The organism is Sphingobacterium sp. UBA7253, from assembly GCF_002472745.1.
In the GTDB taxonomy this organism is placed as follows: domain Bacteria; phylum Bacteroidota; class Bacteroidia; order Sphingobacteriales; family Sphingobacteriaceae; genus Sphingobacterium; species Sphingobacterium siyangense.
Genome location: NZ_DKSP01000212.1, coordinates 1 through 23,393 on the forward strand (window position 1 = coordinate 1; position 23,393 = coordinate 23,393).

Annotated in this window: 10 protein-coding genes and 1 pseudogene; 10 read left to right on the forward strand and 1 reads right to left on the reverse strand. The window is 41.4% G+C overall.

All coding sequences use genetic code 11. From position 1 onward, the window contains the following. A partial coding sequence (locus tag B2X72_RS21370; RefSeq protein ID WP_286851430.1) for an MFS transporter occupies positions 1-1,005 on the forward strand: 1,005 nt, incomplete at its 5' end. 226 nt (positions 1,006-1,231) lie between these two features. On the opposite strand, the gene B2X72_RS21375 is transcribed toward B2X72_RS21370, so the two are convergent. Continuing rightward, positions 1,232-5,188, reverse strand: coding sequence for a hybrid sensor histidine kinase/response regulator transcription factor (locus tag B2X72_RS21375; RefSeq protein ID WP_286851433.1), 3,957 nt, complete (start codon positions 5,186-5,188; stop codon positions 1,232-1,234). Positions 5,189-5,622: 434 nt separating this feature from the next. On the opposite strand from B2X72_RS21375, the gene B2X72_RS21380 reads away from it, so the two are divergent. The 9 genes and pseudogenes from B2X72_RS21380 to B2X72_RS21420 all read left to right on the forward strand — a co-directional run. Further along, positions 5,623-8,607 (forward strand): SusC/RagA family TonB-linked outer membrane protein, encoded by a 2,985-nt coding sequence (locus tag B2X72_RS21380; RefSeq protein ID WP_201639534.1) that lies wholly within the window; start codon positions 5,623-5,625, stop codon positions 8,605-8,607. 184 nt (positions 8,608-8,791) lie between these two features. Then, positions 8,792-10,363: a RagB/SusD family nutrient uptake outer membrane protein gene (locus B2X72_RS21385; RefSeq protein WP_286851434.1), complete on the forward strand. Its 1,572-nt coding sequence runs from the start codon at positions 8,792-8,794 to the stop codon at positions 10,361-10,363. 422 nt (positions 10,364-10,785) lie between these two features. Continuing rightward, positions 10,786-11,313, forward strand: a complete 528-nt coding sequence (locus B2X72_RS21390; protein ID WP_075991636.1) for an RNA polymerase sigma factor — start codon at positions 10,786-10,788, stop codon at positions 11,311-11,313. Positions 11,314-11,379: 66 nt separating this feature from the next. After that, entirely contained in the window at positions 11,380-12,417 is a 1,038-nt protein-coding gene (locus tag B2X72_RS21395) for a FecR family protein (protein WP_075991637.1), read from the forward strand. Positions 12,418-12,421: 4 nt separating this feature from the next. Then, positions 12,422-15,520 (forward strand): annotated as a pseudogene (locus tag B2X72_RS21400) (SusC/RagA family TonB-linked outer membrane protein). Positions 15,521-15,546: 26 nt separating this feature from the next. Next, positions 15,547-17,115, forward strand: a complete 1,569-nt coding sequence (locus B2X72_RS21405; protein WP_208734154.1) for a RagB/SusD family nutrient uptake outer membrane protein — start codon at positions 15,547-15,549, stop codon at positions 17,113-17,115. A 72-nt stretch (positions 17,116-17,187) separates the two neighbouring features. Beyond that, positions 17,188-18,672, forward strand: coding sequence for an aryl-sulfate sulfotransferase (locus B2X72_RS21410; protein ID WP_145327600.1), 1,485 nt, complete (start codon positions 17,188-17,190; stop codon positions 18,670-18,672). A 162-nt stretch (positions 18,673-18,834) separates the two neighbouring features. Beyond that, a complete protein-coding gene (locus tag B2X72_RS21415) occupies positions 18,835-21,840 on the forward strand; it encodes a glycoside hydrolase domain-containing protein (protein WP_286851437.1) in 3,006 nt (1,001 codons plus the stop codon). A gap of 195 nt (positions 21,841-22,035) precedes the next feature. Then, a partial coding sequence (locus tag B2X72_RS21420; protein ID WP_286851438.1) for a DUF5107 domain-containing protein occupies positions 22,036-23,393 on the forward strand: 1,358 nt, incomplete at its 3' end.

Genomic DNA, 23,393 nt, shown 5'->3' on the forward strand with positions numbered 1-23,393 from the left:
GCGCCACTTTGGATCGGTGCAGGCTTATTGATGTTTATGGATGCTTCCATCAATGTGACGATGGAGCCCTTTCGGGCGCTGATCGGTGATAATCTGCCGAGCAGTCAGCGAAGTTTGGGCTTCTCGGTACAGACCTTTTTAATCGGGATTGGCGCTGTTCTTGGCTCGCTACTTCCCTTTATGTTGACGAAGTATTTTCATGTAGCAGGAACTTCTGAAGCCGGGCAAGTACCGAGTAATGTTATCTACTCCTTTTATGTAGGCGGTTTTGTCCTGCTTCTAACGGTGTTATGGTCTGTGTTCAAAACAAAAGAGTACTCACCAGCAGCGCTTCAGACTTTTTCGGATGCGGTTGCTATTGAACAGGATGCGACACCAAAGTTTGGCTTGCGTTCTATCTTTAGTGATATCGGTAAGATGCCATTGATCATGCGCAAATTGGGCTGGGTCCAGTTTTTCTCCTGGTTTGCCCTTTTTATGATGTGGGTGTATACAACTCCTGCTATTGCTGATTCGGTTTTTTACCTGCGGGAAGGAAATCGGCAGGATCTCTATATGGAGGCTGCCAATTGGGTAGGTGTGCTTTTTGGTATTTACAATGGAGTCTCGGCCTTGTATGCCTTGTTTATTCCGCGGATAGCTAAACATTTTGGGCGTGGAAAAACACATGCTCTTGGGCTTTCCATTGGTGGGCTTTCGTTAATTTCATTATTTCTGATCAAAGATGCCAATCTACTGATTCTTCCTATGATCGGTATTGGTATCGCTTGGGGAAGCATTTTGGCAATGCCTTATGCAATTTTGAGCGATCATTTGCCTTCGGGTAAAATGGGGGTTTATATGGGGCTATTTAATTTTTTCATTACCCTACCTCAGATTGTGTGTGGATTTTTTGGCGGAATGATCATCAAATATTTTTTTCATAGCCAATCCATTTACGGCTTGTTGTTGGCCGGCATATTTATGTTGCTGGCGGCATTCTTTGTTCCAAAGCGTAAGAATTAAGTGCATGCCATTATCGTAGACGTAGGCTAAACCTTCTACGTCTACGTGTTTTTGCCTCGCTCGGGTTCCTCAATTGGATTTTCTTGGTCCCTTCTATTTGTCCCCGATTCTTTCTTTACCTAGGGGCGATTTCTATCTTTATCAGTGCCGATATTCTTTCGGCATCTCGGCAACAGTTTTTACGCCATTGGAATAATCTTCTTCCTGGTGCTAGAACTGGTGTTTATCACTTGCTGTTTTCAAGAATATAGCTGCTTGGCGACATGCCATAGTGCTTATGAAAGTCCCTTGAAAAATTGGATTGCACGGTATAACCGACCATCGTTGATACCTGGGTGATGTTATATTCTTTTTGGGTGAGTAGTTCTGCCGCCTTTTTCAACCGTGAAATATTGATCAATTCATTGGGTGTGAGGTCGGAGAGTCCTTTGATTTTACGGTAAAGGGTTGGACGGCTCATATGCATCAATTTGGCGAGTTCATCCACATTGAGATCTATCGTTGAAATATTCTCATAAATAACCGTATTCAGCTGACTGATAAAATCTTTGTCTGGTGCTGAAACGTTAATATCCATTAAGTTGGAACTGGAAGAATTGGTCAGGTAATTCTTGATAATTTTACGGTTTTTGAGGATGTTGCGTATCTGTACCATGAGGAATTCAAGCGAAAAAGGTTTTTCGATATAGGCATCGGCACCATTTTTTAATCCCTGAATTTTTGAATCCAGCGCATTTTTTGCCGTTAGAAAAATAACGGGAATATGGCTATACAGAATATCTGTTTTGATGCGTTTGCATAGCGCCAGACCATCCATAATGGGCATCATAATATCTGTTAGTACAAGTTGTACATTCTCTTGGTCTAATATTTCGAGGGCCTCGGCACCGTTCCCTGCCCGTAGAACAGTGTAGCTGGTTTTCAATTCTTTATTGAGGTAGGCCAGTATTTCTTTATTGTCCTCGACGAGCAGAATCACCGGCTTTTCTTCCTCCTGTTCATCGGATTTATCATTCAATACATGATCGTCGTTATCTTCCTGAAAAGATTTGATGTCGAGCGATTGTTCTTGAAAAATTGGGATCGATAGCAGGAAGATATTGCGGTTTTCCTCCAGATGTACAAGAGATAAGTTTCCTTGGTGCAATTCGACCAAGGAGCGAGATAAAGGAAGGCCAATGCCCGTCCCCGTATCTTTATCGGATTCATTTAAGCGATAAAATGGTTCAAATATTTTCTCCCTTTTCTCAAAGGGAATGAGCTCACCATCATTCTTAAACTCGATATTAAACATAATATCATCGCTATTAAAAGGGAGGAGTTTGACATAGACTTCTTGATCCGCATATTTGATAGCGTTGTGGATCAGGTTGGTAAAGATTTTTCGAAGGGCTTCTTCATCCACATAAGCCGTGAGACTGATACGCGGGAGACTGAGGTCATAGTGCAACTGTCTATCTTTTGCAAAATAATTTAAATCGTGAAATACTTCGGATAGGAGTGCGTTGATATCCGTTTTAGTAAAAATAAGGCTCATATTGTTAGTTTCTGCTTTTCTAAAATCCAGTAATTGGTTGGTGAGGCGAATTAATCGCGCCGTGTTTTTTTCAATCAGCGCAAGGTCTTTGGCTGTGTCGCGATCGGTAAATTTATGGTTATTGATTATTTTCTCAAGGGGCATTTTGATCAGCGTGAGTGGCGTACGAATTTCGTGGGCCAGGTTTGTGAAGAATTCCAGCTTGAGGTTATATATTTCCTGTTCTTTTTTTCGTTCATAACTATCCATCTTTTGGGCGTTGTTGGCCTTTATAAGGAGAAAGTAATACCGTAATACGAGCAGTGCAATGGTGCCGAAGCTCAAAAAATAAAGTAAGTATGCCCAACTTGACTGCCACCAGGGTGGCGAAACGATGATGAGTAGTTTTTTTTCATCCGGATTCCAGACGCTGTTGTTATTTGCACCTCTGAACTTAAACGTATAAGTGCCCGGAGGAAGTTTATTGTAATAGATCTTTTGATTGCCTGTAATATCGGTCCAATCTTTATCGTAACCTTCCATGATATAACGATAAGGATTGCTCTTTGGGGAAACAAAGCTCAAGGCGGCGATATTGAAGCTAATATTGGAATTGTCGTAGGTCAGTTGGATCTCTTCTGATAGGGAGATGGATTCTTTCAGTATGCCATTTTCACGAACCGGTACGCTCACATTGTTAATCTGAATGCCGCTGATGAATATAGGTGGAATAAAGCTGTTCTTAATGGATTTTGTGGGGTTGAAGCTAACCATTCCTTTAATCGTCCCGAAATATAAAGTTCCGTCGCTATCTTTATAAGCCGAATTATAATTAAACTGATCTGCGGGAAGCCCGTCTCTCGATGTATAGATGACCCTACGCGGGACACCTTCATCCAGTCTGACCAGTCCACCACCGGTAGATATCCAGATGCTCCTGTTGTCATCTTCCAGGACCTTGAATACCTGATTGGAAGGTAAACCGGATTCGGTCAGATAATTGGTGAAGTGCCCATCACGACGGTATTTTGAGAGGCCGCTTTCGGTGCAAAACCACAAGTTATTTTTGCTGTCTTCAAATAGACCGTTGACGTAATTATTGACAAGTGTATTTTGTTTACCTTGTTCGGATAACAGGTGCTGAATTTCTCCCGAACTGCGGTTATATTGGTAGACTCCACTACCGTAGGTGTTGATCCAAAGTATACCATATTCATCTTCATAAATGCCTTGTATCCATGCGGTAATTGGAAGGAGGTCAAAACTGCCGCTATTTTTGTTGTAGCGGTATAGTGCGCGGTCTGTCCCGACAAACATGCTGTTGTCTTTAGACTTATAGAGGCATACGGCAAAGCTGCTTTGTAAGGGGCCTTTGCCGATACGGTCATAGTGTTTTTTTAGTTTTCCGGTTTTTACGTCGAGAATGTCTAGTCCATGTGTTGTGGAGCCTACCCAAAGATCGTCGCCGATTGTTGCCAGGCCATGAACATTGTTATGCGCTATACTTCCTTTTTTTCCATTGGCAAGGAAGTGCTGAATCTGTTGTGTTTGAGCATCAATTTTGTTCAGGCCACCATCTTCTGTTCCTATCCAGAAATTTCCATAGCGATCTTTTTTGATATCGTGTACAATATTGCCTGATAGGGCCGATTTTCCGAATCCGGATAGATACTTTTTGAAATTGTCGAATTGGTTGCTGTATTGGTTAAAGCCGCCGAAAAATGTTCCAAACCAGATATTGTCTTCACGGTCCCGATAGAAATTCAGGACAGCATTGTCAGATATGGCAAATGGATTGAGCAGATCTTTTTTGATGTGCTGGCTCTGACCTGTGTGAATATCATAGGTATATATTCCAGTTTCTGTTCCGATCCAGTATATCGACTCCGTCTGTTGAATAATACAGTTTGCCTGGATGACTTTATTGGGGTAATGATTTGCAAATAGATTTTTTAACCGGCCATTTTTGAAATCAAACAAATAAGCCGAATTGATTGTCCCAACCATCAATAGGGAATCATTGATGGCGTAAACGGTTTTTGTATTTGCCAATGCTTTTCGATCGATCTTTTTAAGGTCAACTTCGACAAATTTGCTCGTATTTACCTGGTACCGTTGTATGGTACTGTTATTGTCCGTTGTCCACAACCCGCCTTTCTTGCTGCTGGTAATCGCTACAATGGTATTTTTGTTCTGATCAAATGGAATTATTTCTGTTGTATAAGAATTATAGCGATAAAGTTTTCCGTTCGAAAGCAGCCAGATAAAACCGGCGTATTCGTGTATGGCATTTACTTCACCGATTGGTACTCCCCTGAATGGTGTGAAATTTTCTTTAATAGGATCGTAACAATAGGTACCGCGTGTGGTTCCCACCCATAGTATTCCTTTGCTGTCTGTGAGAATACTTAAAATGGACGAACTTCCGATACTTGTAGAGTCTGAAGCATTGTGTCTAAATATCTTAAATTGATTGCCATCAAAGCGATTGAGACCATTCCTTGTCCCTAACCATAGAAAACCCTGAACATCCTGTGTAATACATTTGACCGTGCTATTGGAGAGACCGTCGTGGGTTTGATAATTTTTAAAATAGATCGATTGTGCCTGCACGTTAATACATGCTAGCAAGATATATAAAAGGAGTATGGTGGTTATTCTTTTCAAAACTGATTACGTTGAACTAAAAATAGTCAATTAAAAGATAAAAAAGAGTTTTACTGATACGCTTTGATATAAAATTGAGACGCTCTGATTGGACTAGCTACAAGGATTTACGCATTTTTATAAAACAATAATAACCAAATATAAACGTATGTTTCGCCCTAGAATTATGACAGGTAAGTCCTGTGTCCTTGTTTTTCAGTTTGTTAGGTTTTTGTTTTTACATGTGAGACATGATGTTCACGATGCTTTGGTTTTGAATTTTGGCTTTAAAGGCCTTGATACCGAGCGCTACGTCTTTGCCATTATTGGGGAAGACTATACGCATTTCAAAAGGGCTTTGGAGCCTAAAAAATATCATTAAAAATCACTTAGTATCATTTGTGTATCCTAGATGCACGATATAAAAATCAATTAAACCACCAATCAAAAAGCGTATGAAAAATAAACTACTTGCACAATGCGTAATGACGCTTACATTTTTGCTTGTATCTTTTATTGTAGTTGCCCAGACGAAAGTCTTGAAGGGAAAGGTTGTAGATGAGACTCAAGGTCCATTGGCAGGAGCTACAATTAAGGTAAAAGGGGGAACCGCGGCTACAACAACAGACACGGAAGGTTCCTTTACATTTACTGTTCCCAGTGAAGCGAAAACGCTGGAAGTATCCTTTATTGGATACACTTTAAAAGAAGTACCCATTGTGGGAAACGATATCACCGTAGCGCTGGAACCTAGTGCCGGTCAGGGTCTAGATGAGGTCGTTGTGATCGGTTATGGTACCGCCCGTAAAAAAGATCTCACGGGGTCTATGGTCACTATTGGAGCGAAAAACTTCAATAAGGGGATCATGACGAGTCCCGATCAATTAATACAAGGAAAGACACCAGGGGTTATGGTGATTAATAATACGGGGCAACCTGGCGGATCAACCACAGTACGTATCCGTGGAAACTCATCGATCCGTGCCAGTAACAACCCATTATTTGTGCTGGATGGTGTGCCTATGTCGGGTAATTCGCCTCTGCCTGAAGGAAGAGGAGGCTTTTCTTCCGACAGAGGAAATCCTTTGACTTACTTGAATCCGGGTGACATTGCTAGTATGGACATCCTTAAAGATGCATCGGCTACGGCAATTTATGGTTCACGTGGGGCAAATGGCGTTGTCATTATTTCGACGAAAAGAGGTAAAGTAGGGCAGCCCGAGGTTTCTGTAGGAGCCTCTGCAGGTGTTTCGACCATGCGGGAATATCCGGATGTGTTAGATGCTGCTCGATTTAGAGAAGCGTTGAAATATTATACACCATCTGAAGTCGCAAATGCTGATTTTGGTGGCAATGAGGATGCCTTTAAAGCGATCACAAGAAAAGCGATCACGCAAAATTACTATGCTGATGTAGCTGGCGGAACTGAGTATGGTAAGTATCGCCTTTCAGGTGGATATTTAAACCAAAACGGTATTATTCGTGGATCACAGCTGAAGAAATACACAGCCAATTTTAACGGGAATTTCCGTTTTCTGGAAAACAAACGATTGGGATTGGATTTTGCAGTCTTTTTGACGCAAATGGATAATAAATACGCACCGATCAATGCGATGGTAGGTTCGGAAGGAAATGTGATTTCTCAAGCGTTACAATGGAATCCGACACGACCATTACGGGACGATCAAGGCAATTTAACCTTTGTCAGTTCAACTACGCGAAACCCATTGACAAGTATTGATGCCTTTAAAGATTTGGCGACAACAAATACCATGGTAATCAACTTGGCGCCATACTATAAAATTACAGACGATTTGGAATATCGTTTTATCTATAGTGCAATGCGACAAACTGGAAACCGTGAAGGGATGTACCGCGCAGGACTTATTGATCCTTCAGCTGTGAACAATGAGCAGGCCTTTATTTCCAATAACGGAGAAACCAACTTGCAAATGACGCATATGCTCTCTTACAATAAACAAATCAATTCAGATTGGAGTGTCAATGCGGTAGCAGGTTACGAGTATTTGGATTATAACTACAACAACAACATTTCCTTTGGCGGTGGATTTCGTTATATGGGACTAGATTATTTTGACTATCTACAATATACACCTGTTTCCACGCGTGAAATATCGTCGTATAGAAGTCCAACCAACCAGTTGCAATCACTTTTCTTGCGTGGCGGATTCAATTACTTGGATCGCTACTTATTGACTGCAACAGTAAGAAGGGATGGCTCGACGAAATTTGGTTCAAACAACAAATACGCCATGTTCCCTTCATTGGCCGTAGCCTGGAATGTGAATCAGGAAGAGTTTTTGAAATCTACCGGTATTTTTGATCAGTTGAAAGTAAGGGTAGGCTGGGGAAAAACAGGTAACCAAGAATTCCCATCTGGGGCATCGTTAAATAGATTGGTTTTTGGTAACCAAAGTGTAAGCCAGGCAAACTATGGTAATCCTGATTTGAAATGGGAGACTTCGACCACGATCAATGCAGGTATTGATTTTGGAATTTGGGGTAACCGTCTGTATGGATCCATTGATTATTTTAATAAGAAGACCACAGATGCACTATTTGAGCAAACTCTTGCACAGCCAGCTCCAGCAGGGCGTATCTGGGTAAATTTGGATGGCGAGATTGTCAATAAAGGGGTAGAGGTCGCGTTGACCGGTACAATTATTAAAAATGACAATTGGACTTGGGATTTGACAGGTAATGCAACTTTCCTGAAAAACAGTGTAAGCGGTCTAGTGGGCTATTACGAAACAGGGGCATTGCGTGGACAAGGTTTTTCAGGTGTATTGGGACAACGTATGGTAAATGGGCAACCATTGAATGTTTGGTACCTGGCCGATTACCAAGGTATTGATCCGCAGACAGGCATGAGCATGTATCGCGGACAGGATGGTAGTATCAGTACGGCCAACGACCCTGCAATTAATAAATTCTATATGAACAGTCCAAATCCGACGACTTTATTGGGTATTTCTACCAACGTAAATTACAAACAGTTTTCTTTGGCTGCCAATATGAATGGTGCTTTTGGACATTATCTATTCAATAATACGGCCGCGACAACTTTAGGATTGAGTAATCTATCATCACGTAATATCGGTTCAGCATTCTTTAATACAGCTGTAAAAGAGTCTACTTCCAATTCGGCTGCGCCTTCGACGCGATTCCTTGAAAAAGGTGATTATCTAAAAATGGCTAATCTTACTTTAAGCTATCGTGTTGGAAATGTAGGTAGAACACTTAAGAACTTAAATGTATCCCTTACTGGACAGAATCTTTTCATCATCACGAAGTATACAGGATTTGATCCTGAGGTGAATACAGATGGTGCAACAAATGGTATTCCTTCGTTGGGTATCGAATATTTACCCTATCCACCGGCAAGAAATATCCTATTGGGGGTTAACTTCTCACTTTAAGCGTATACTGTAGATCATTAGATAATAAAAAGAGGAGAGCATCAAGATGGATTTAAACGTATTAGTGAATGAATAAAAATGAATAAATCTGATCGCCTCATTACGAATGAAACACCAAAGGCAGTATGAATGCCTTACAGTCAAAATGGATGAATAAATAATCAAATTTAGACGGATGAAAAAGATGAAATTAAGAACTTTATTATATATCGGAATAATTAGCTCCATTGTAACAAGTACATTTTCTTGTACTAAACTAAAGGAGGAATTTAAAGGAGAATTAGAGGAAGGGACATCCAATGTGGATCCTGGAAGCTTGTTGATCACAGCTTACAATTCATTGAATACCCCTTATCAGCAGGAACAGCGCTGGGTGATGCAGGAAATATCAACGGACGCAGCCATGGCCCCTACACGGGGTGGCGACTGGGATGATAATGGTATGCATCGTGCGATCCATTTACACACCTGGAATGCAGATAATGGCTACATGAACAATACTTTTGTCAGTTTGGGTACAGCCATCTATAATGCGGGCAATGTGTTGCGGTATAATCCGAGTGCGCAACAAGGCGCTGAAGCGAAGTTTATTCGTGCGTTGGTCATGTTTGATATGTTGGATCTTTATGGCGTAGTACCCGTCCGGGAAGGAGCCTCTTTTGAAGATTTTAGAATCGCACCAGAGGTGTTGCAGCCACAGGCGGCTATTGACTATATGGTGAAGGATCTCAACGAAATTATAGCAAGTTTGCCTGCAAACGGGCCGAGAGCGGCATATGTAGCCAATAAAAATGCGGCGAAAGCATTATTGATGAAGATTTATTTGAATAAGGGAACATTTTTAAATAGACAAGCTCCTTCTTTTGCTGCCGAGGATATGAATAAGGTAGTGACCTTAGCCAAAGAAATTACCGCTTCGGGATCCTATACGATTTCTGCGAAGGGCAAATACTTTGATAATTTTGCGCCGGATAACGACGAGAAGTCTACCGAAAATATTTTCACTTTATACAATAAAAATGGAGATAGAGGTGGAAATGTGGACCGTACCTGGAATACCGTTGCTCACTATAATATGAATCCAGGGGGTTGGAATGGCTGGTGTACCTTATCAGATTATTACGATAAATTTTCGGATACTGATGAGAGAAGGGGAATTTATTATAATTATCCAGCTGATACGACTTCTAACAGAACAAAAGAATTCAAACGTCAAAATGTTGGTTTTTTTGCTGGACAGCAATACAATTGGAGTACAAACAAACCTTTAATGGCGCGGAACCCAGCGAATGCGCCTTTGGTCTTTACGCGTGAAGTGACCATCCGTACCTCGGGTGCAACCCTGGAAACAGCTGGTATCCGTCCAATGAAGTATGCTTTTGATTATGCCGTCACTGGTCAACGAAACAACGACTGGGTTGTATTTCGTTATGCCGACGTATTGCTGATGCAAGCAGAGGCTATTCTGAGAGGTGGAACAGGAACAGCAACAGAGGCACTCGGTTTGGTCAATACTATTCGGACGAACCGTGGTGTTAATAACCTGACGGCATTGACGCTCGATAATTTATTGGATGAGCGTGCTCGCGAGTTATATTGGGAAGGCTGGAGAAGACAGGATTTGATTCGTTTTGGTAAATTTTTATTGGCCTGGCAAGAAAAGGCTGCGGATGCCGATCCCAAAACATTGGTTTATCCAATCCCGAGCCAACAGATTGCCGTCAATCCAAATTTGAAGCAAAATACGGGTTATTAATTTGCTGTATAAGGATCAGTAAAACAAGCAACTTCAAGAAGTTCGTTTTATTTTGAAAGGTATTTAGCTGATAGGAACTTACTCTTATCTGCTAAATACCTTCTTTTTTTGAAACAATTCGTTTCTTACAATTCGTTTCTTTTGACCGGAAAGAACCCGTAGTTTATTTTCACGATGGTTGATTCTTGTGAGACCAAAAAGCTTTTAGGAAAGAAGGTGCTTAAAATAGAGATAGAAGCAATTGCTCTATTGAAAATATTGTCTTGTTTTTTTGATAAAAAATAATCACTTTAGAGGTGGATAACTAGCCAAAAAGCATGGGGCATTTTGATGGATCAAATTGAAATTCTGTCAGATACCAATTTCGATGTTCTTTGTGAAAAGGATAACAGCATTGAAACAAGACTATCTAAATGTAGATTATGATTAATAAAATCCTACAGCGGGCACCTACTAACGAAAAAGAGTTTTTTTTAGCTTATCGTTATTGGTACAGGAAATTATACTATTTTCTGTATCAGAAGACCCAATGTTCGAATCTTGCTGAAGATGTCGTCCAACAGACTTTTTTAATTGTTTGGGAACGCAAAAATAATGCGAATCAGCAAATCCAATTCAGTACCCAGCTCTTCCAAATTGCGCGCACAAAATTGATTGATGAATTGCGCCGGCGTGCATTGAATAGAAAATATGTAGCGTTTGAGAAACCATTTGTACTGACCCAATATGAAGATCTTGAACGACAAATTGCCTATAAAGGAGAGTTAGAATACGTAAAAGAGCTGATTACACAAATGCCTTTTATGCGGCAACAGGTGTTTTATCTTCATAAAATTGAAGAATTGAGTTATAAAGAAATTGCCGTCAAATTGTCCATCTCCCCGAAGACTGTAGAAAACCACGTTAGCATTGGCCTGAAATTTATTAAAAAATTTTTTAAGTTGTCTTAGGGGACAAGCCCATCACTATTCGTATAACAGTTATATACCTATCCCGCTAAAAGGATAGAAACTGTTATGAATCGCAAATCCTTATTAAATAAATTCCTGGCGAATGAATGTTCTGCTGAGGAAGCGAAACTTGTGTTCACCTGGCTGAATGACGATCCGACATTATTGGACGATCTCATTTCGGAAGATGATTGGGTATCCTATATCAATCAGGAAAATAAGTCAAAACGTGGTGGCGATAGCCTGTTGAGAATTATTACTGTATTTGTTCTGTTTGGTTTCCTGTTCGTTTTATCCAATCTTTTGAGCACATCAACCGATAAACCTATACAAACAGCAAGCTTCATTCATGAAATTTACTACAACCCTTCTGCTCAGCCTAAAGAAATTATTGCAGCAGACAATTCAATTTTAACCTTGGAACCCGGTGCACTGATTCAGCTAGGTATAAAACCGGATCTTGATTTTCGGCGGGTTAAACTATTCAGTGGAAGAGTCAATTTTAAAGTAGCAAAGGATCCTTCAAAACCTTTCATCGTCGAAAGCGGCACGTTGATGACCACAGCGCTGGGAACAGAATTCATTGTGGATTATAATGCGGCAGTTGAACATGTTTTGATCCGATTATTTGAGGGGAAAGTTCGCGTTGAATCTATAGAACCGTCCGTAGTAGAGACAAATATTTTGAAACCTGGCCAACAGATTTATTTTGGCGGGGCGAACAAGATGCTTGTTTCAAATTTCAGAGGTACGCCAAAAATGAGCGCGAGGGAAAGTCTACCAGCCCAGCTTATGCTTTCCGCGACGGAAAAACAATACCGCAATCCGGCAACAATTCACCAGAGCGCCAATTGGCTCCAATTGGAAGAAACCGCTGTATCTGATATTATTCAATATATCAATCATGAGCTTGATGTACCTATATCCTATGATTCATTAATCGTGAAAAACTATCGGATAAAGGGGCGGTTTAGCAAGAATCCAACAATGGATCTGAAAGACAAAACGGATCTTGCGGCGTCTATTCTGCAGTTGATTGTTGAGGTGAATCCGTTTATTCTTGAAAAACAACATAATACATATATACTCAAACCTAAAAAATAGAATCATGGTAAATTTCAACTTAACCAAGAAACCATTTTTTGTTTTTCTTGTCTTGACACTGTTATCTTTTCGATGTCTAGCGGGAACAATAAATGGTGTAATCAAAAACTCGTCGGGGCAACGGCTGGCAGGGGTAAGTATAATTTTGAAAAATCCCGGCAGCAGTTTTTCAACAGCAGCCTCGAGTGCGAGTGATGGGAGTTTTCGTTTTGCTGATGTACCGAATGGAAAGGGGTATGAACTGACTTTTTCATACATCGGGTATCAAAGCTATGTAGAACGAAATGTGCAGGTTTCCGCTGATGGAGCCACCACTCTTTCCATTATTTTGGAGGATCAGGTGAATCAGCTAGAAGATGTTGTCGTGATCGGATACGGTAAACAAAAGAAAAGCGATCTGACAGGTGCCATTGCATCGCTTTCCAGCAACGAGCTAACGAAAGGAGGAGCGGTGAGCAATGTAGGTCAGGCCCTACAGGGTAAAGCTTCCGGTGTCGTTGTAACCCAGAATTCAAAGGCCCCGGGTGGTAGCACGTCTATTCGGATTCGCGGAACCAATTCGATTAGTGGAAGTAATGATCCACTCTATGTGATCGATGGATTTCCAACAAATAATGGAATCAACATCAATCCTGATGATATTGCTTCCATGGATATCTTAAAGGATGCTTCGGCAACGGCTATCTACGGTTCCAGAGGTGCCAATGGTGTTATTATCATTACCACAAAACGTGGTCTTACGGATAAAAACAACATTACCTATAGTGGCTATGTGGGAACACAGAAACCGATTATACCGTTCACCTTTCTCGACGGTAAGCAATATATGAATCTTGCCAATGCACTTTATAAGGAGATTCAGGGGCAAGAAAATCAGGAATATGCAGTCTACACCAAATCACAGCTCGAGTCTGATGTCAATACGGATTGGGTAAAGGAGACCATGCGGAACGGTATTTTGCAAAACCATAATTTACAGTTTTCCGGAGGTGGTGAGAAAACCAAAGTGTTGACGAGCATAGGTTATTTTGATCAAAAGGGTGTTTTGAAGACGACAGACTTTAATCGAATTTCGGGACGTATCAACGTGGATCAAAAGGTAAACGATTATATTCGCACTGGGGCGAGCCTATCCGCGCAACGGGAAAAATCGAATATGCAGGTGTATGACGGAAATATCCTGAATTCAAATGTTTTGTACAGCATATTGACCTATGATCCGACGGTACCTGTTTACAATGCAGACGGTAGTTTTGGAAGACCTCCAGGGGGGCAGGGTGACAATCCCTTGGCCAACCTGATGTCACGGATCAATGATGTGCAAAGGGACAAGTTGAATGGAAATATTTTTCTTGAGGTAAATCCGATCAAGGAACTGACTTTGCGCATGGATGCAGGAACAGAAATAACGCATGATCAATTGGGCAGTTATCTGACTAGAGACTCTTATCAGGGTGGGATAGATGATGGTGTGGCAAGTCAGGCCGATTATAATGAAACCCATAACCTGATTGATTTTTATGCCACCTATGCGAAGGTGTTTAATGAGAAACACAATTTGAGTGTGATGGGGGGCTATTCGTATGAGAAATACGTGCGAAACAATAAGGGGATCAATGTGAAAGGTTTTTCAACGGATCTGCTGGAATACAATAATTTAGGAATGGCCTCTAGTATTACGGGAGTAAATTCTGCAAAAGCTGAGAACTTGGTCATCTCTTTTTTCGGGCGGGTAAATTACGCCTATGCTGATAAGTATCTGTTGACTGCAACCTTACGTCGTGATTGATCCTCGCGCTTTAGTCCCAACCATCGTTGGGGAACCTTTCCTTCAGCAGCTTTTGCATGGAAGGTCAACAATGAGGATTTCATGAAAGAGCAGCAGTTATTTTCGGATCTAAAATTTAGGTTGGGTTACGGACAGACGGGTAATGATCGCGTTGCGGATTATGCTTCTTATGGATTGATGGATAATGGTCACTATACGTTTGATGGTGTGACCAATTCGGGTGGCGTTAAACAAAACCCAACTTATCCTGAAAACGATAAATTAAAATGGGAATCCACAACGCAATATAACGTAGGACTTGATTTTTCATTTTTTAAAAATCGATTAGCCTTTACCGTAGATGCCTATTATAAGAAAACCAATGATCTTTTGATTAAGAGTATATTGCCTTATTACACAGGATATACCTCCGGACAGCGCAATCTAGGTACGATGAATAACAAAGGGTTGGAGTTTTCGGTAACCAGTAAGAATATGACCGGAGCGTTTACCTGGGAGACAAAATTGAATTTAACGATGAACCGCAATAAGGTGTCAAGTTTGGGTGGAGAGCCTGAACAGTTGTTGACTTCGTCAAAACCAATGGGTAATGTTTCTGAAGAAGCTTATTCGGTTATTCGTGTCGGGGAATCGTTGGGCTCTTTATTTGGCTATAGATACCTGGGGGTTATTCAACAAGGAGAAAACTATGCGCCACAGCCAAATTCTAAACCCGGCGATCCAAAGTTCGCGGATGTGAACGGCGATGGTACAATCAATTCTGCGGACCGGACGATCATCGGTCGTGGTTATCCGAAGTTCAATTTTGGTATGACCAATACATTCGCGTATAAAAACTTTGATCTGACGGCCTTCATTTATGGAAATGTCGGAAACGATCTCCTTAATATGACACGCATGAATCTGGAGTGGAAACGTACCACAGAAGCTTTAAATCGATGGACACCGACAAACACCAATACGGATATTCCAAGAAACGGATTCTACTACATGAACTATGGTGGCTATATCAATGACCATTTTATTGAGAATGCTTCTTTTTTGCGGTTGCGTAATCTGACACTCGGTTATACCATTCCATTGAAAACAAAAGCGGTTCAATCGATACGGGTATATGGTATGGCGGAAAACTTATTTACGATTAGCAATTATTCTGGATGGGATCCTGAGGTGGATACCAAGGGATATGAAAATGATGCGCTGGTTAAAAATAGAGCTGGAAATAATCAGAGTGCCAATGCAGGGGTGGGGCTGGATTTTAATTCATATCCTTCGATGCGCTCGTTTACTTTTGGTGTAAGTGCAACATTTTAATAGCTAATATCTAAATCAGAAATGACATGAAGACGTTTAAAAATAATATCAAATATATCTTGGGCATGGCAGGTTTGGCCATTGTTTTGGGCCTCAGCTTGAATAGCTGTACCAAGCTGGACCCTAAATTATACAGTGATCTTACAACAAAAAATGCCTACTCAACAGAAAGTGATATCAATGCTGCCCTGACGGGTGTCTATACGAGTTTATCGCCTTATCCGGGGGATGCTTATTTATACTATGCGGGTTATTTGGTGATGATCACCGATTACGCAACGGATATAGGCTTTTCTACAGCGGCAGGTGATCCTACACGGATGAGCAACTTTACCTATGATGATAATAACAGGTATTTTAAATTTAATTATCAGAATATGTACCAGGTGATCAGCAATGCCAATATGTTGATTGATCGTATTGAGAGTGTAACTATTCCCGACGATCGGAAGAAGAAAATTATCGCACAGGCCAGGTTCTTGCGGTCATTATCTTATATGGATCTTACAGATGCCTGGGGACCGGTACCACTGATAACGACAGTCAAGAATCCGACGGAAAGCTACAATGAACCCTTGGTTGCTGTAGAGAAAATTGATGCACAAATTGCTGAAGATTGTCAGTATGCAATCGATAACTTGCCGGAGAAATGGTCGGACGAACTGGGCATTGGCCGTGCTACAAAAGGCGCCGCGTTGACCTTAATGGGAAAGATGTATATGCGTTCGCACAATTATGAAAAAGCAAAAACGTATATCGATCAGGTTTTAGCGTTACGTGATAAAGGTGTATACACGCTGAATCCAGATTTTAAGAAGGAGTGGTCCGACAATAATAAAATGGATATGGGGCTGATATTTGGCATCTTGCATGAGCCTACATTAAATGGAGGCGAGATTACCAATCACTTTGGTCCGACCGACAACCCTGAAGTACCGGATAGATGGCAGTACTATGGTGTTTCCCTTGATTTTTGGCGAAAATATAGTGATCTCGATCCGCGTAAAAAGTTTTTCTATTATAATTACACCGGAAAGGCTGCACGGGACAAAAATACAAAGTATGGATTTTTTTACATGTTGCCTGCTAAAGGACAGACTACTCCGCCAAGTGATACCGTAAAATTCCTGCAAAATGTTGCGACGAAAAAGTATTCTTATGATATGGTCAATAACTCCTATCTGGATGGGCGCACGATTCAGGTTCTCCGTTTGGCGGATGTTATTTTGTGCAAGGCTGAGATTGAAAATGCACTGAACGGACCCGCGGCAGCATTGCCTTATATCAATGAAGTCCGGAAGAGAGCTGGAGCACCTGAATATGGTAAGCATCCTGATTTCCCTAGTCCTGCAAGTAAGGAGGCTCTGATCGATGCGCTTGTTGACGAACGTGGTTTTGAGCTTGTCTTTGAATACAAAAGACGTCAGGATCTGATCCGCCTGGGCCGCTATGAAAAAGTAAGCAATGCTTATTTGAAAGGTCGCGGACTGAAAGAAAATGTCACTGAAGCCATGCGCTATTTCCCTTATCCATTGGAAGAAGCACGTTTGCATCAAGAAATGACTACAGCCAATCCATCGCGATTGCCTAAATAACCCAAACTAAAGCGCATTATATTCGGTAATGCGCTTTGTTTGATAGACCAGTGGAATTGAAATTATTTACAGATGAAACCAATTAAAGCAATTATTGCACTGATTGTGGTGGCTATAGCAGTATTTGCTGCTTACTATTATTATGCACATCAGGTTGACATTGAAAATATTGAGGTGAGCTCACCCAATAATTTGCCGCTCAACGCTGCTATTCAGGTGAAACTAAATCAGGCAGAAGCCGTGTATGTGGAGTATTGGAAAGAGGGGGATAAACAGTCTTATAAAACAACTGTTTCAAATGCTGCTGTTCAGCATAACATTCCGTTAATGACGCTTGAACCAAATACAAGTTATAAATTTAGGGTTATCATAGACCGGATTATTCCCATAAAATCCAGCGAACAATCTTTTAAAACAAGAGCGCAATCGCCATGGATGGTGCACGACTGGATCAAGGCCGACCATCCACATGATGAAAAGGCCCTAGGTAATGGTATGGTATTATTATGTTATCGCGGATTTCCAGGCTACATGGCCATGGTGGACGGCAAAGGGACGATTCGTTGGTATTGGCAGGACGAAAAGCTGGGCGTGCGTCTTGCCTCTTTGACCCCAAGGGGTACTATCCTCGCCTTATTGGCTCCAGCGAGTAAAGATGAATTCAACAAACCCAATCAGCCAAGCAAGAAATCGACCAATGCAAGTTATTATTTAAGAAGTGGTCGTATCGGATTTGTCGGTGGGACTGTACTTGTTGAAATTGATCTTACGGGTAAAGAAATAGCACGTATCGATTTGGATAAAAAAGGGATCATCATGCACCATGACGTGCAGATGGATCACAATAATAATATTGTCGGTATCGTGCGGGATTTTAGGATCGACGATCGGCCCAACCATCCAAAAGATACCCTTTGGGGCGATGCTATTTTGACGATGGATATAAAAGGTAATATTTTGAAGAAATGGTCTCCCTGGGAAAAATGGGATATTCAGCAGGATAAAAAATTAGACAGCCTGAAGCATGACCGATTTCATTTTAATACCATTTCCTTCGATCGTGACAACAATTATTTGACTTCTTCGCCAATTGAAAATCAGGTCTGGAAAATTGATGCCAAAACTGGTGATATTCTCTGGAAATTGGGAAAGGGTGGCGATTATAAATTAAAGGACCAGGAACTGTTTTATTTCCAGCATGCACCGCATATCACAAAAACTGGTGAGCTGTTGCTTTTTGACAATGGTGATTTTTCTCCGCGTGACAGTACAACAGCCAATAAGCAATCTCGGGCGATCGCTTTTAGGCTTGATCAAAGGAATAAAACGGCAACAGTAGCTTATACGGCCCCAATTCCTAAAAAGCAGTTTACAGCAAGAATGGGCAGTGCCTATGAACTGGATAATGGTAATTTACTGCAGACTAGCTCAAAAACAGGTAGTGTATTGGTGACGGATAAAACAGGAAAAGTGCTTTGGGAATTAAACGCTTATTTTATTCCGTATCGCGCTATTTATGTGCCTGAGGAAACCTGGCATAAATACAGACAAAACTAAGTTAAGATGTTAGGAATAAAACTTAATATTAGTTCTCTTATTGACCAATAAAAGTAGCTGCACTATAGACTCATGTTAGGGAAGCAGTGCAGCTTGTAAATCGTATCAGGCCTATGGAAAAGCTTGGTAAAGACAAAAATATTTTGAATAAATACTATTCGCATGAAAAAAAGAACAGCCTCTTATAAGCTGGCAATTATCCTTGCCGTATCCTTATGCGCAAACTCGGCCCGGGCGCAATTGACCTATCCTCCGGAAACACAAAAGTGGGATGAGGACCTGCTGGGTAATCATCGAGCAGTGCTGCAGGTAAACACGGATCAGAAGGAGGTGCAGGTTACTATTCCGTGGCGAAATCGCTGGGTTGAGGCAAATCAGCAAGTTATTATCGTCGACAGTGCCAGCAATAGGCAAATCGCACCCAGCTCTTATCTTTGGATGAATACGGAATCTGGTGGACTACGGTTTAAGCCGATTTCCGGGAAGGGCGTTTACTATGTCTATTATTTACCGTATCAGATGGGTGGCCGCAGCCGCAATTATCCGGATGCAATTTATCTTAAAAATGCCGTTTCAGCACCAGTGAAAGTAGCACAACATGAGGCAGGGAACTCAAAAGGAGTTACTGTTGCACGCTTTGATGCCGTAGATAAATACAATAGTAATGATCCGATGGAACTGATCGCGAGTGCCGAAGAAGTGCGAGGCTTTGTGAACAGAAATGCGAATGCCGCTTATTATCTTTTTCCTGAATTGCGGGAGTTTCCGATTAAAATGGAAAGCAATCTTCCGCAACGCTGGCTTATGAAGGGTAAAGCCATGACTAAGTTGCAGGGCACAGGGCAGAAAGGTGAATTTTATGGATTTCAACTCGGGGTATGGTCTCCAAAGCAGGACCTCCATGAAATTCAAATTTCTTTCTCGGATTTTAAAGCAAGTGATGGGGCTATTATTCCCGCGAGTAGCCTGAATTGTATCAATACCCAAGGTACGGATTATACCGGAAAAGCAATGGCACTGCAGGTTGATATACCAAAAGATAAGGTTCAGGCCCTGTGGTGCGGTATACAGATTCCGGAGGTTACTGCAAGCGGAACTTACCATGGCGTGGTTACCGTAAAGCCAAAAAATGCGGTAGCGAAACAGGTCAATGTGGAAATAAGGGTTTCAGATGCTTCAGGTGATATATCCGGTGTTGATCAACCATGGAAAATGACGCGACTACCATGGCTCAATTCGACATTGGCCCAAAAAAACACAGTGGTTGCGCCTTATACAGCTATTGAATTAAAAGCGGACTCTACCTTACATATTTTAGGCCGCGAGGTGAAACTCCATGCGAGTGGTTTTCCAAAACAGATCAGCACGTTTTTTACGCCCGAATTGACTGAAATATCGTCCAAGGCGAATAACCTCTTATTTGAACCGCTTCATTTTCATTTTTATAGTGCTTCAGATGGAAAGGAAATTCAACTTAAACCAAGCGGGATCCGATTTGAAACCAAAAGTGAAGGTGAATATAGTTGGACGGCCAAAAATGAGTCTTCCGATCTGACAATGGAAGTAGAGGGTAAATTGGAATTTGATGGCTATATGCATTATGTGGTCAAGCTCACGGCGCTAAAGGACCTGTCATTAAAAGATGCCACGATGCATATCCCGATGATGCCCGATAAGACGGATTATTTTATGGGACTCGGGCAAAAGGGAGGAAAGAGGCCCGAACAGCTTACCTGGAAATGGGATGTAGCCCATAAAAATCAGGATGGTGGTTGGATAGGTGCTGTAGATGCCGGACTCCAGTTTTCACTCCGTGACGAGCATTATTCTCGGCCGCTCAATACGAATTTTTATCTTCAAAAGCCGCTTGTGCTGCCACAGTCCTGGGGTAATGAAAATAAAGGGGGAATTGATATTGGCCTGAAAGGAAAATCGGTTTTGGTCAATAGTTACAGCGGAGCCCGTGAACTCAAAAAAGGCGATGTGCTTTATTACAATTTTAACCTGCTAATTACCCCTTTTCACCCGATCAATACGGAAGCACAATGGAATGAACGGTATTACCATGCCTATAAACCCGTTGATTCTGTTGTTGCAAGTGGATCTAATGTCATCAATATCCATCATGGAAATGAAATAAATCCATATATCAATTATCCGTTTATTGCGACAAAAGAAATGAAGCAATATATCGATCAGGCACATGATAAGGGCTTAAAGGTCAAGATCTACAATACCGTTCGTGAGGTTTCAAATCGGGTTTATGAGCTCTATCCATTGCGTAGTCTGGGCACTGAGGTGTTTTCACCTGGAAAAGGAGGCGGATATTCCTGGTTGCAGGAGCATGTGGGTAAAAATTATATCGCTGCATGGTATGTTCCCCAATTTAAAGACGCGGCTATTATCAATAGCGGAATGAATAGATGGCACAATTATTACGTGGAAGGCATGAATTGGCTGGTAGATCATATCGGTATCGATGGGATTTATTTGGATGATGTTGCCTTCGATCGGGTAACCATGAAAAGAATAAAACGTGTACTGACAAAAAATGGCAAACCTGGTCTGATCGATTTGCATTCGGCAAATCAATATAATAAAAGTGATGGATTCAATAATAGCGCGAATCTGTATCTGGAGCATTTTCCGTACATCAATAGATTATGGTTTGGTGAATACTTTGACTACGAGAATAACCAACCCGATTTTTTCCTTACCGAGGTGAGCGGCATTCCGTTTGGTTTAATGGGTGAAATGCTACAGGATGGTGGAAATCCTTGGCGGGGTATGCTCTATGGCATGACCAATAGGATGCCTTACCAAAAATTGACACCTGCTGATCTATGGAGAGCGTGGGATCAATTTGGCATCAAAGGGAGTAAAATGATAGGTTATTGGTCGCCAAATATTCCTGTTAAAACCGATCATGATAAGGTTCTTACAACTGTTTATAGCCGTGCGGGCAAGGCGATGGTAGCTATCGCTAGCTGGGCGGATGGTGATGTGGATGTAAAATTGGCCATTGACTGGGAAAAATTGGGGATTGATTCTGGAAAGGCAAAATTATCCGCACCATTAATCCCTAATTTTCAAAAGGGAGCGCAGTATAAATTAGGCGATGCGATTCCGGTAGCAAAGAATAAAGGACTTTTGTTGATTATTGAATAGCAGTACGATATTGCTACAAGATGCAATTTATCATAGGCTTTTTGTTGATGCAAAGATGCAAATAACCTATGATAGATTCATTTATGTTGAAGTTCGGTGAAGTTAATGGCTTACATGACGGATTTAATCAGATCGGACAAATCAACGATTTGGGGAATGCCATTAAAATTGTGAAATTTTTAAATTAAAACGCCAATGAAAAAGTGGATTATGTTATGGGCAATGGGCAGCTGTGTGCTCGGAGTTTTTGCACAGCATCCGGCAAAGGTTTCTGAGCTTAAGAAACGTTATGTAACCTATCCCTTTACGGATCCGGATCCCATAGCTTCAGCTCAAAAGTTGTATCCTTATTTCCGCTTTGACGGTTTTACAAATACGGCTATTGAAAAGGACTGGAAAACCGTTATCCTGGAAAACGATTATATTCGGGTACAGGTGATGCCAGAGATCGGTGGGAAAATTTGGTCGGCCTATGATAAGGTCAATAAGCGGGACTATATTTACAACAATGGCGTTGTGAAATTTAGGGATATTGCCATGCGGGGACCATGGACGAGTGGTGGTATCGAAGCTAATTATGGTGTTATTGGACACACGCCCAATACGTCTACACCGGTCGATTACCTTACGCAGGAAAATGCGGATGGAAGCGTAAGTTGCTTTATCCACGCTTATGATATGCTGAGCCGTAGTAACTGGACCTTGGAGATCCGATTAGAAAAAGACAAAGGTTATTTTTCTACACGCTCCTTTTGGTATAATGCCAATGCGGTTGAACAACCTTATTATACCTGGATGAATCTGGGTGTTGCTGCGGGACAAGATCTGAAGTTTTTGTATCCCGGAAATCAATATATCGGTCATGATGGGGATGCGCATGCCTGGCCTATCGATAGCCAGGGACGGGATCTTTCTAACTATAGCGAAAATGCTTTTGGCAGTTCTAAATCATATCATGTATTGGGCGCGCATAGTAATGCTTTCGGGGTTTACTATACAGATCATAATTATGGAATGGCCCGTTATGCCCTCCGTGAAGATAAATTAGGGAAAAAGATATTTCTTTGGTCGCAGGCTGGAGATGGCAAGATCTGGGAAAATTTACTGACTGATCAGAGTGGGCAATATGTGGAAATCCAAAGTGGACGCCTGTTCAATCAAAATGTTCCTTCCAGCAGCCAGACCCCCTTTAAACAACTTGGATTTGCTCCTTATCAAAGTGACAGTTGGACGGAATACTGGATGCCATTTTCAGGGATAGGAAAACCGAAGGAGATACAACTGTCAGCAGCAATTCAGATAAAACGTGAGAACAATAAGCTATTATTGGATCTTGATCCAAAGCGACCTTTAAAAGATAGTATATATGTGCTTGATAGCATAGGTAGTGTATTAAATCGAAGTTTTATTGAAGCCCAATTGGGCGAACCTACCAAATTATCCTTGATGGTAGCAACCGACTCAAGACCTCGCTATCTGAAATTGGGACAGGATTATTTTAATCTCAGAACGGATACATCTTGGTCAAAACTGAATAGACCCACTGTAATTTC

Coding starts and splice junctions, on each gene's coding strand:
- B2X72_RS21380 (WP_201639534.1), top strand. CDS start 5,623: ATGAAAAATAAACTACTTGCACAATGCGTAATGACGCTTACATTTTTG.
- B2X72_RS21390 (WP_075991636.1), top strand. CDS start 10,786: ATGATTAATAAAATCCTACAGCGGGCACCTACTAACGAAAAAGAGTTT.
- B2X72_RS21385 (WP_286851434.1), top strand. CDS start 8,792: ATGAAATTAAGAACTTTATTATATATCGGAATAATTAGCTCCATTGTA.
- B2X72_RS21405 (WP_208734154.1), top strand. CDS start 15,547: ATGAAGACGTTTAAAAATAATATCAAATATATCTTGGGCATGGCAGGT.
- B2X72_RS21395 (WP_075991637.1), top strand. CDS start 11,380: ATGAATCGCAAATCCTTATTAAATAAATTCCTGGCGAATGAATGTTCT.
- B2X72_RS21410 (WP_145327600.1), top strand. CDS start 17,188: ATGAAACCAATTAAAGCAATTATTGCACTGATTGTGGTGGCTATAGCA.
- B2X72_RS21415 (WP_286851437.1), top strand. CDS start 18,835: ATGAAAAAAAGAACAGCCTCTTATAAGCTGGCAATTATCCTTGCCGTA.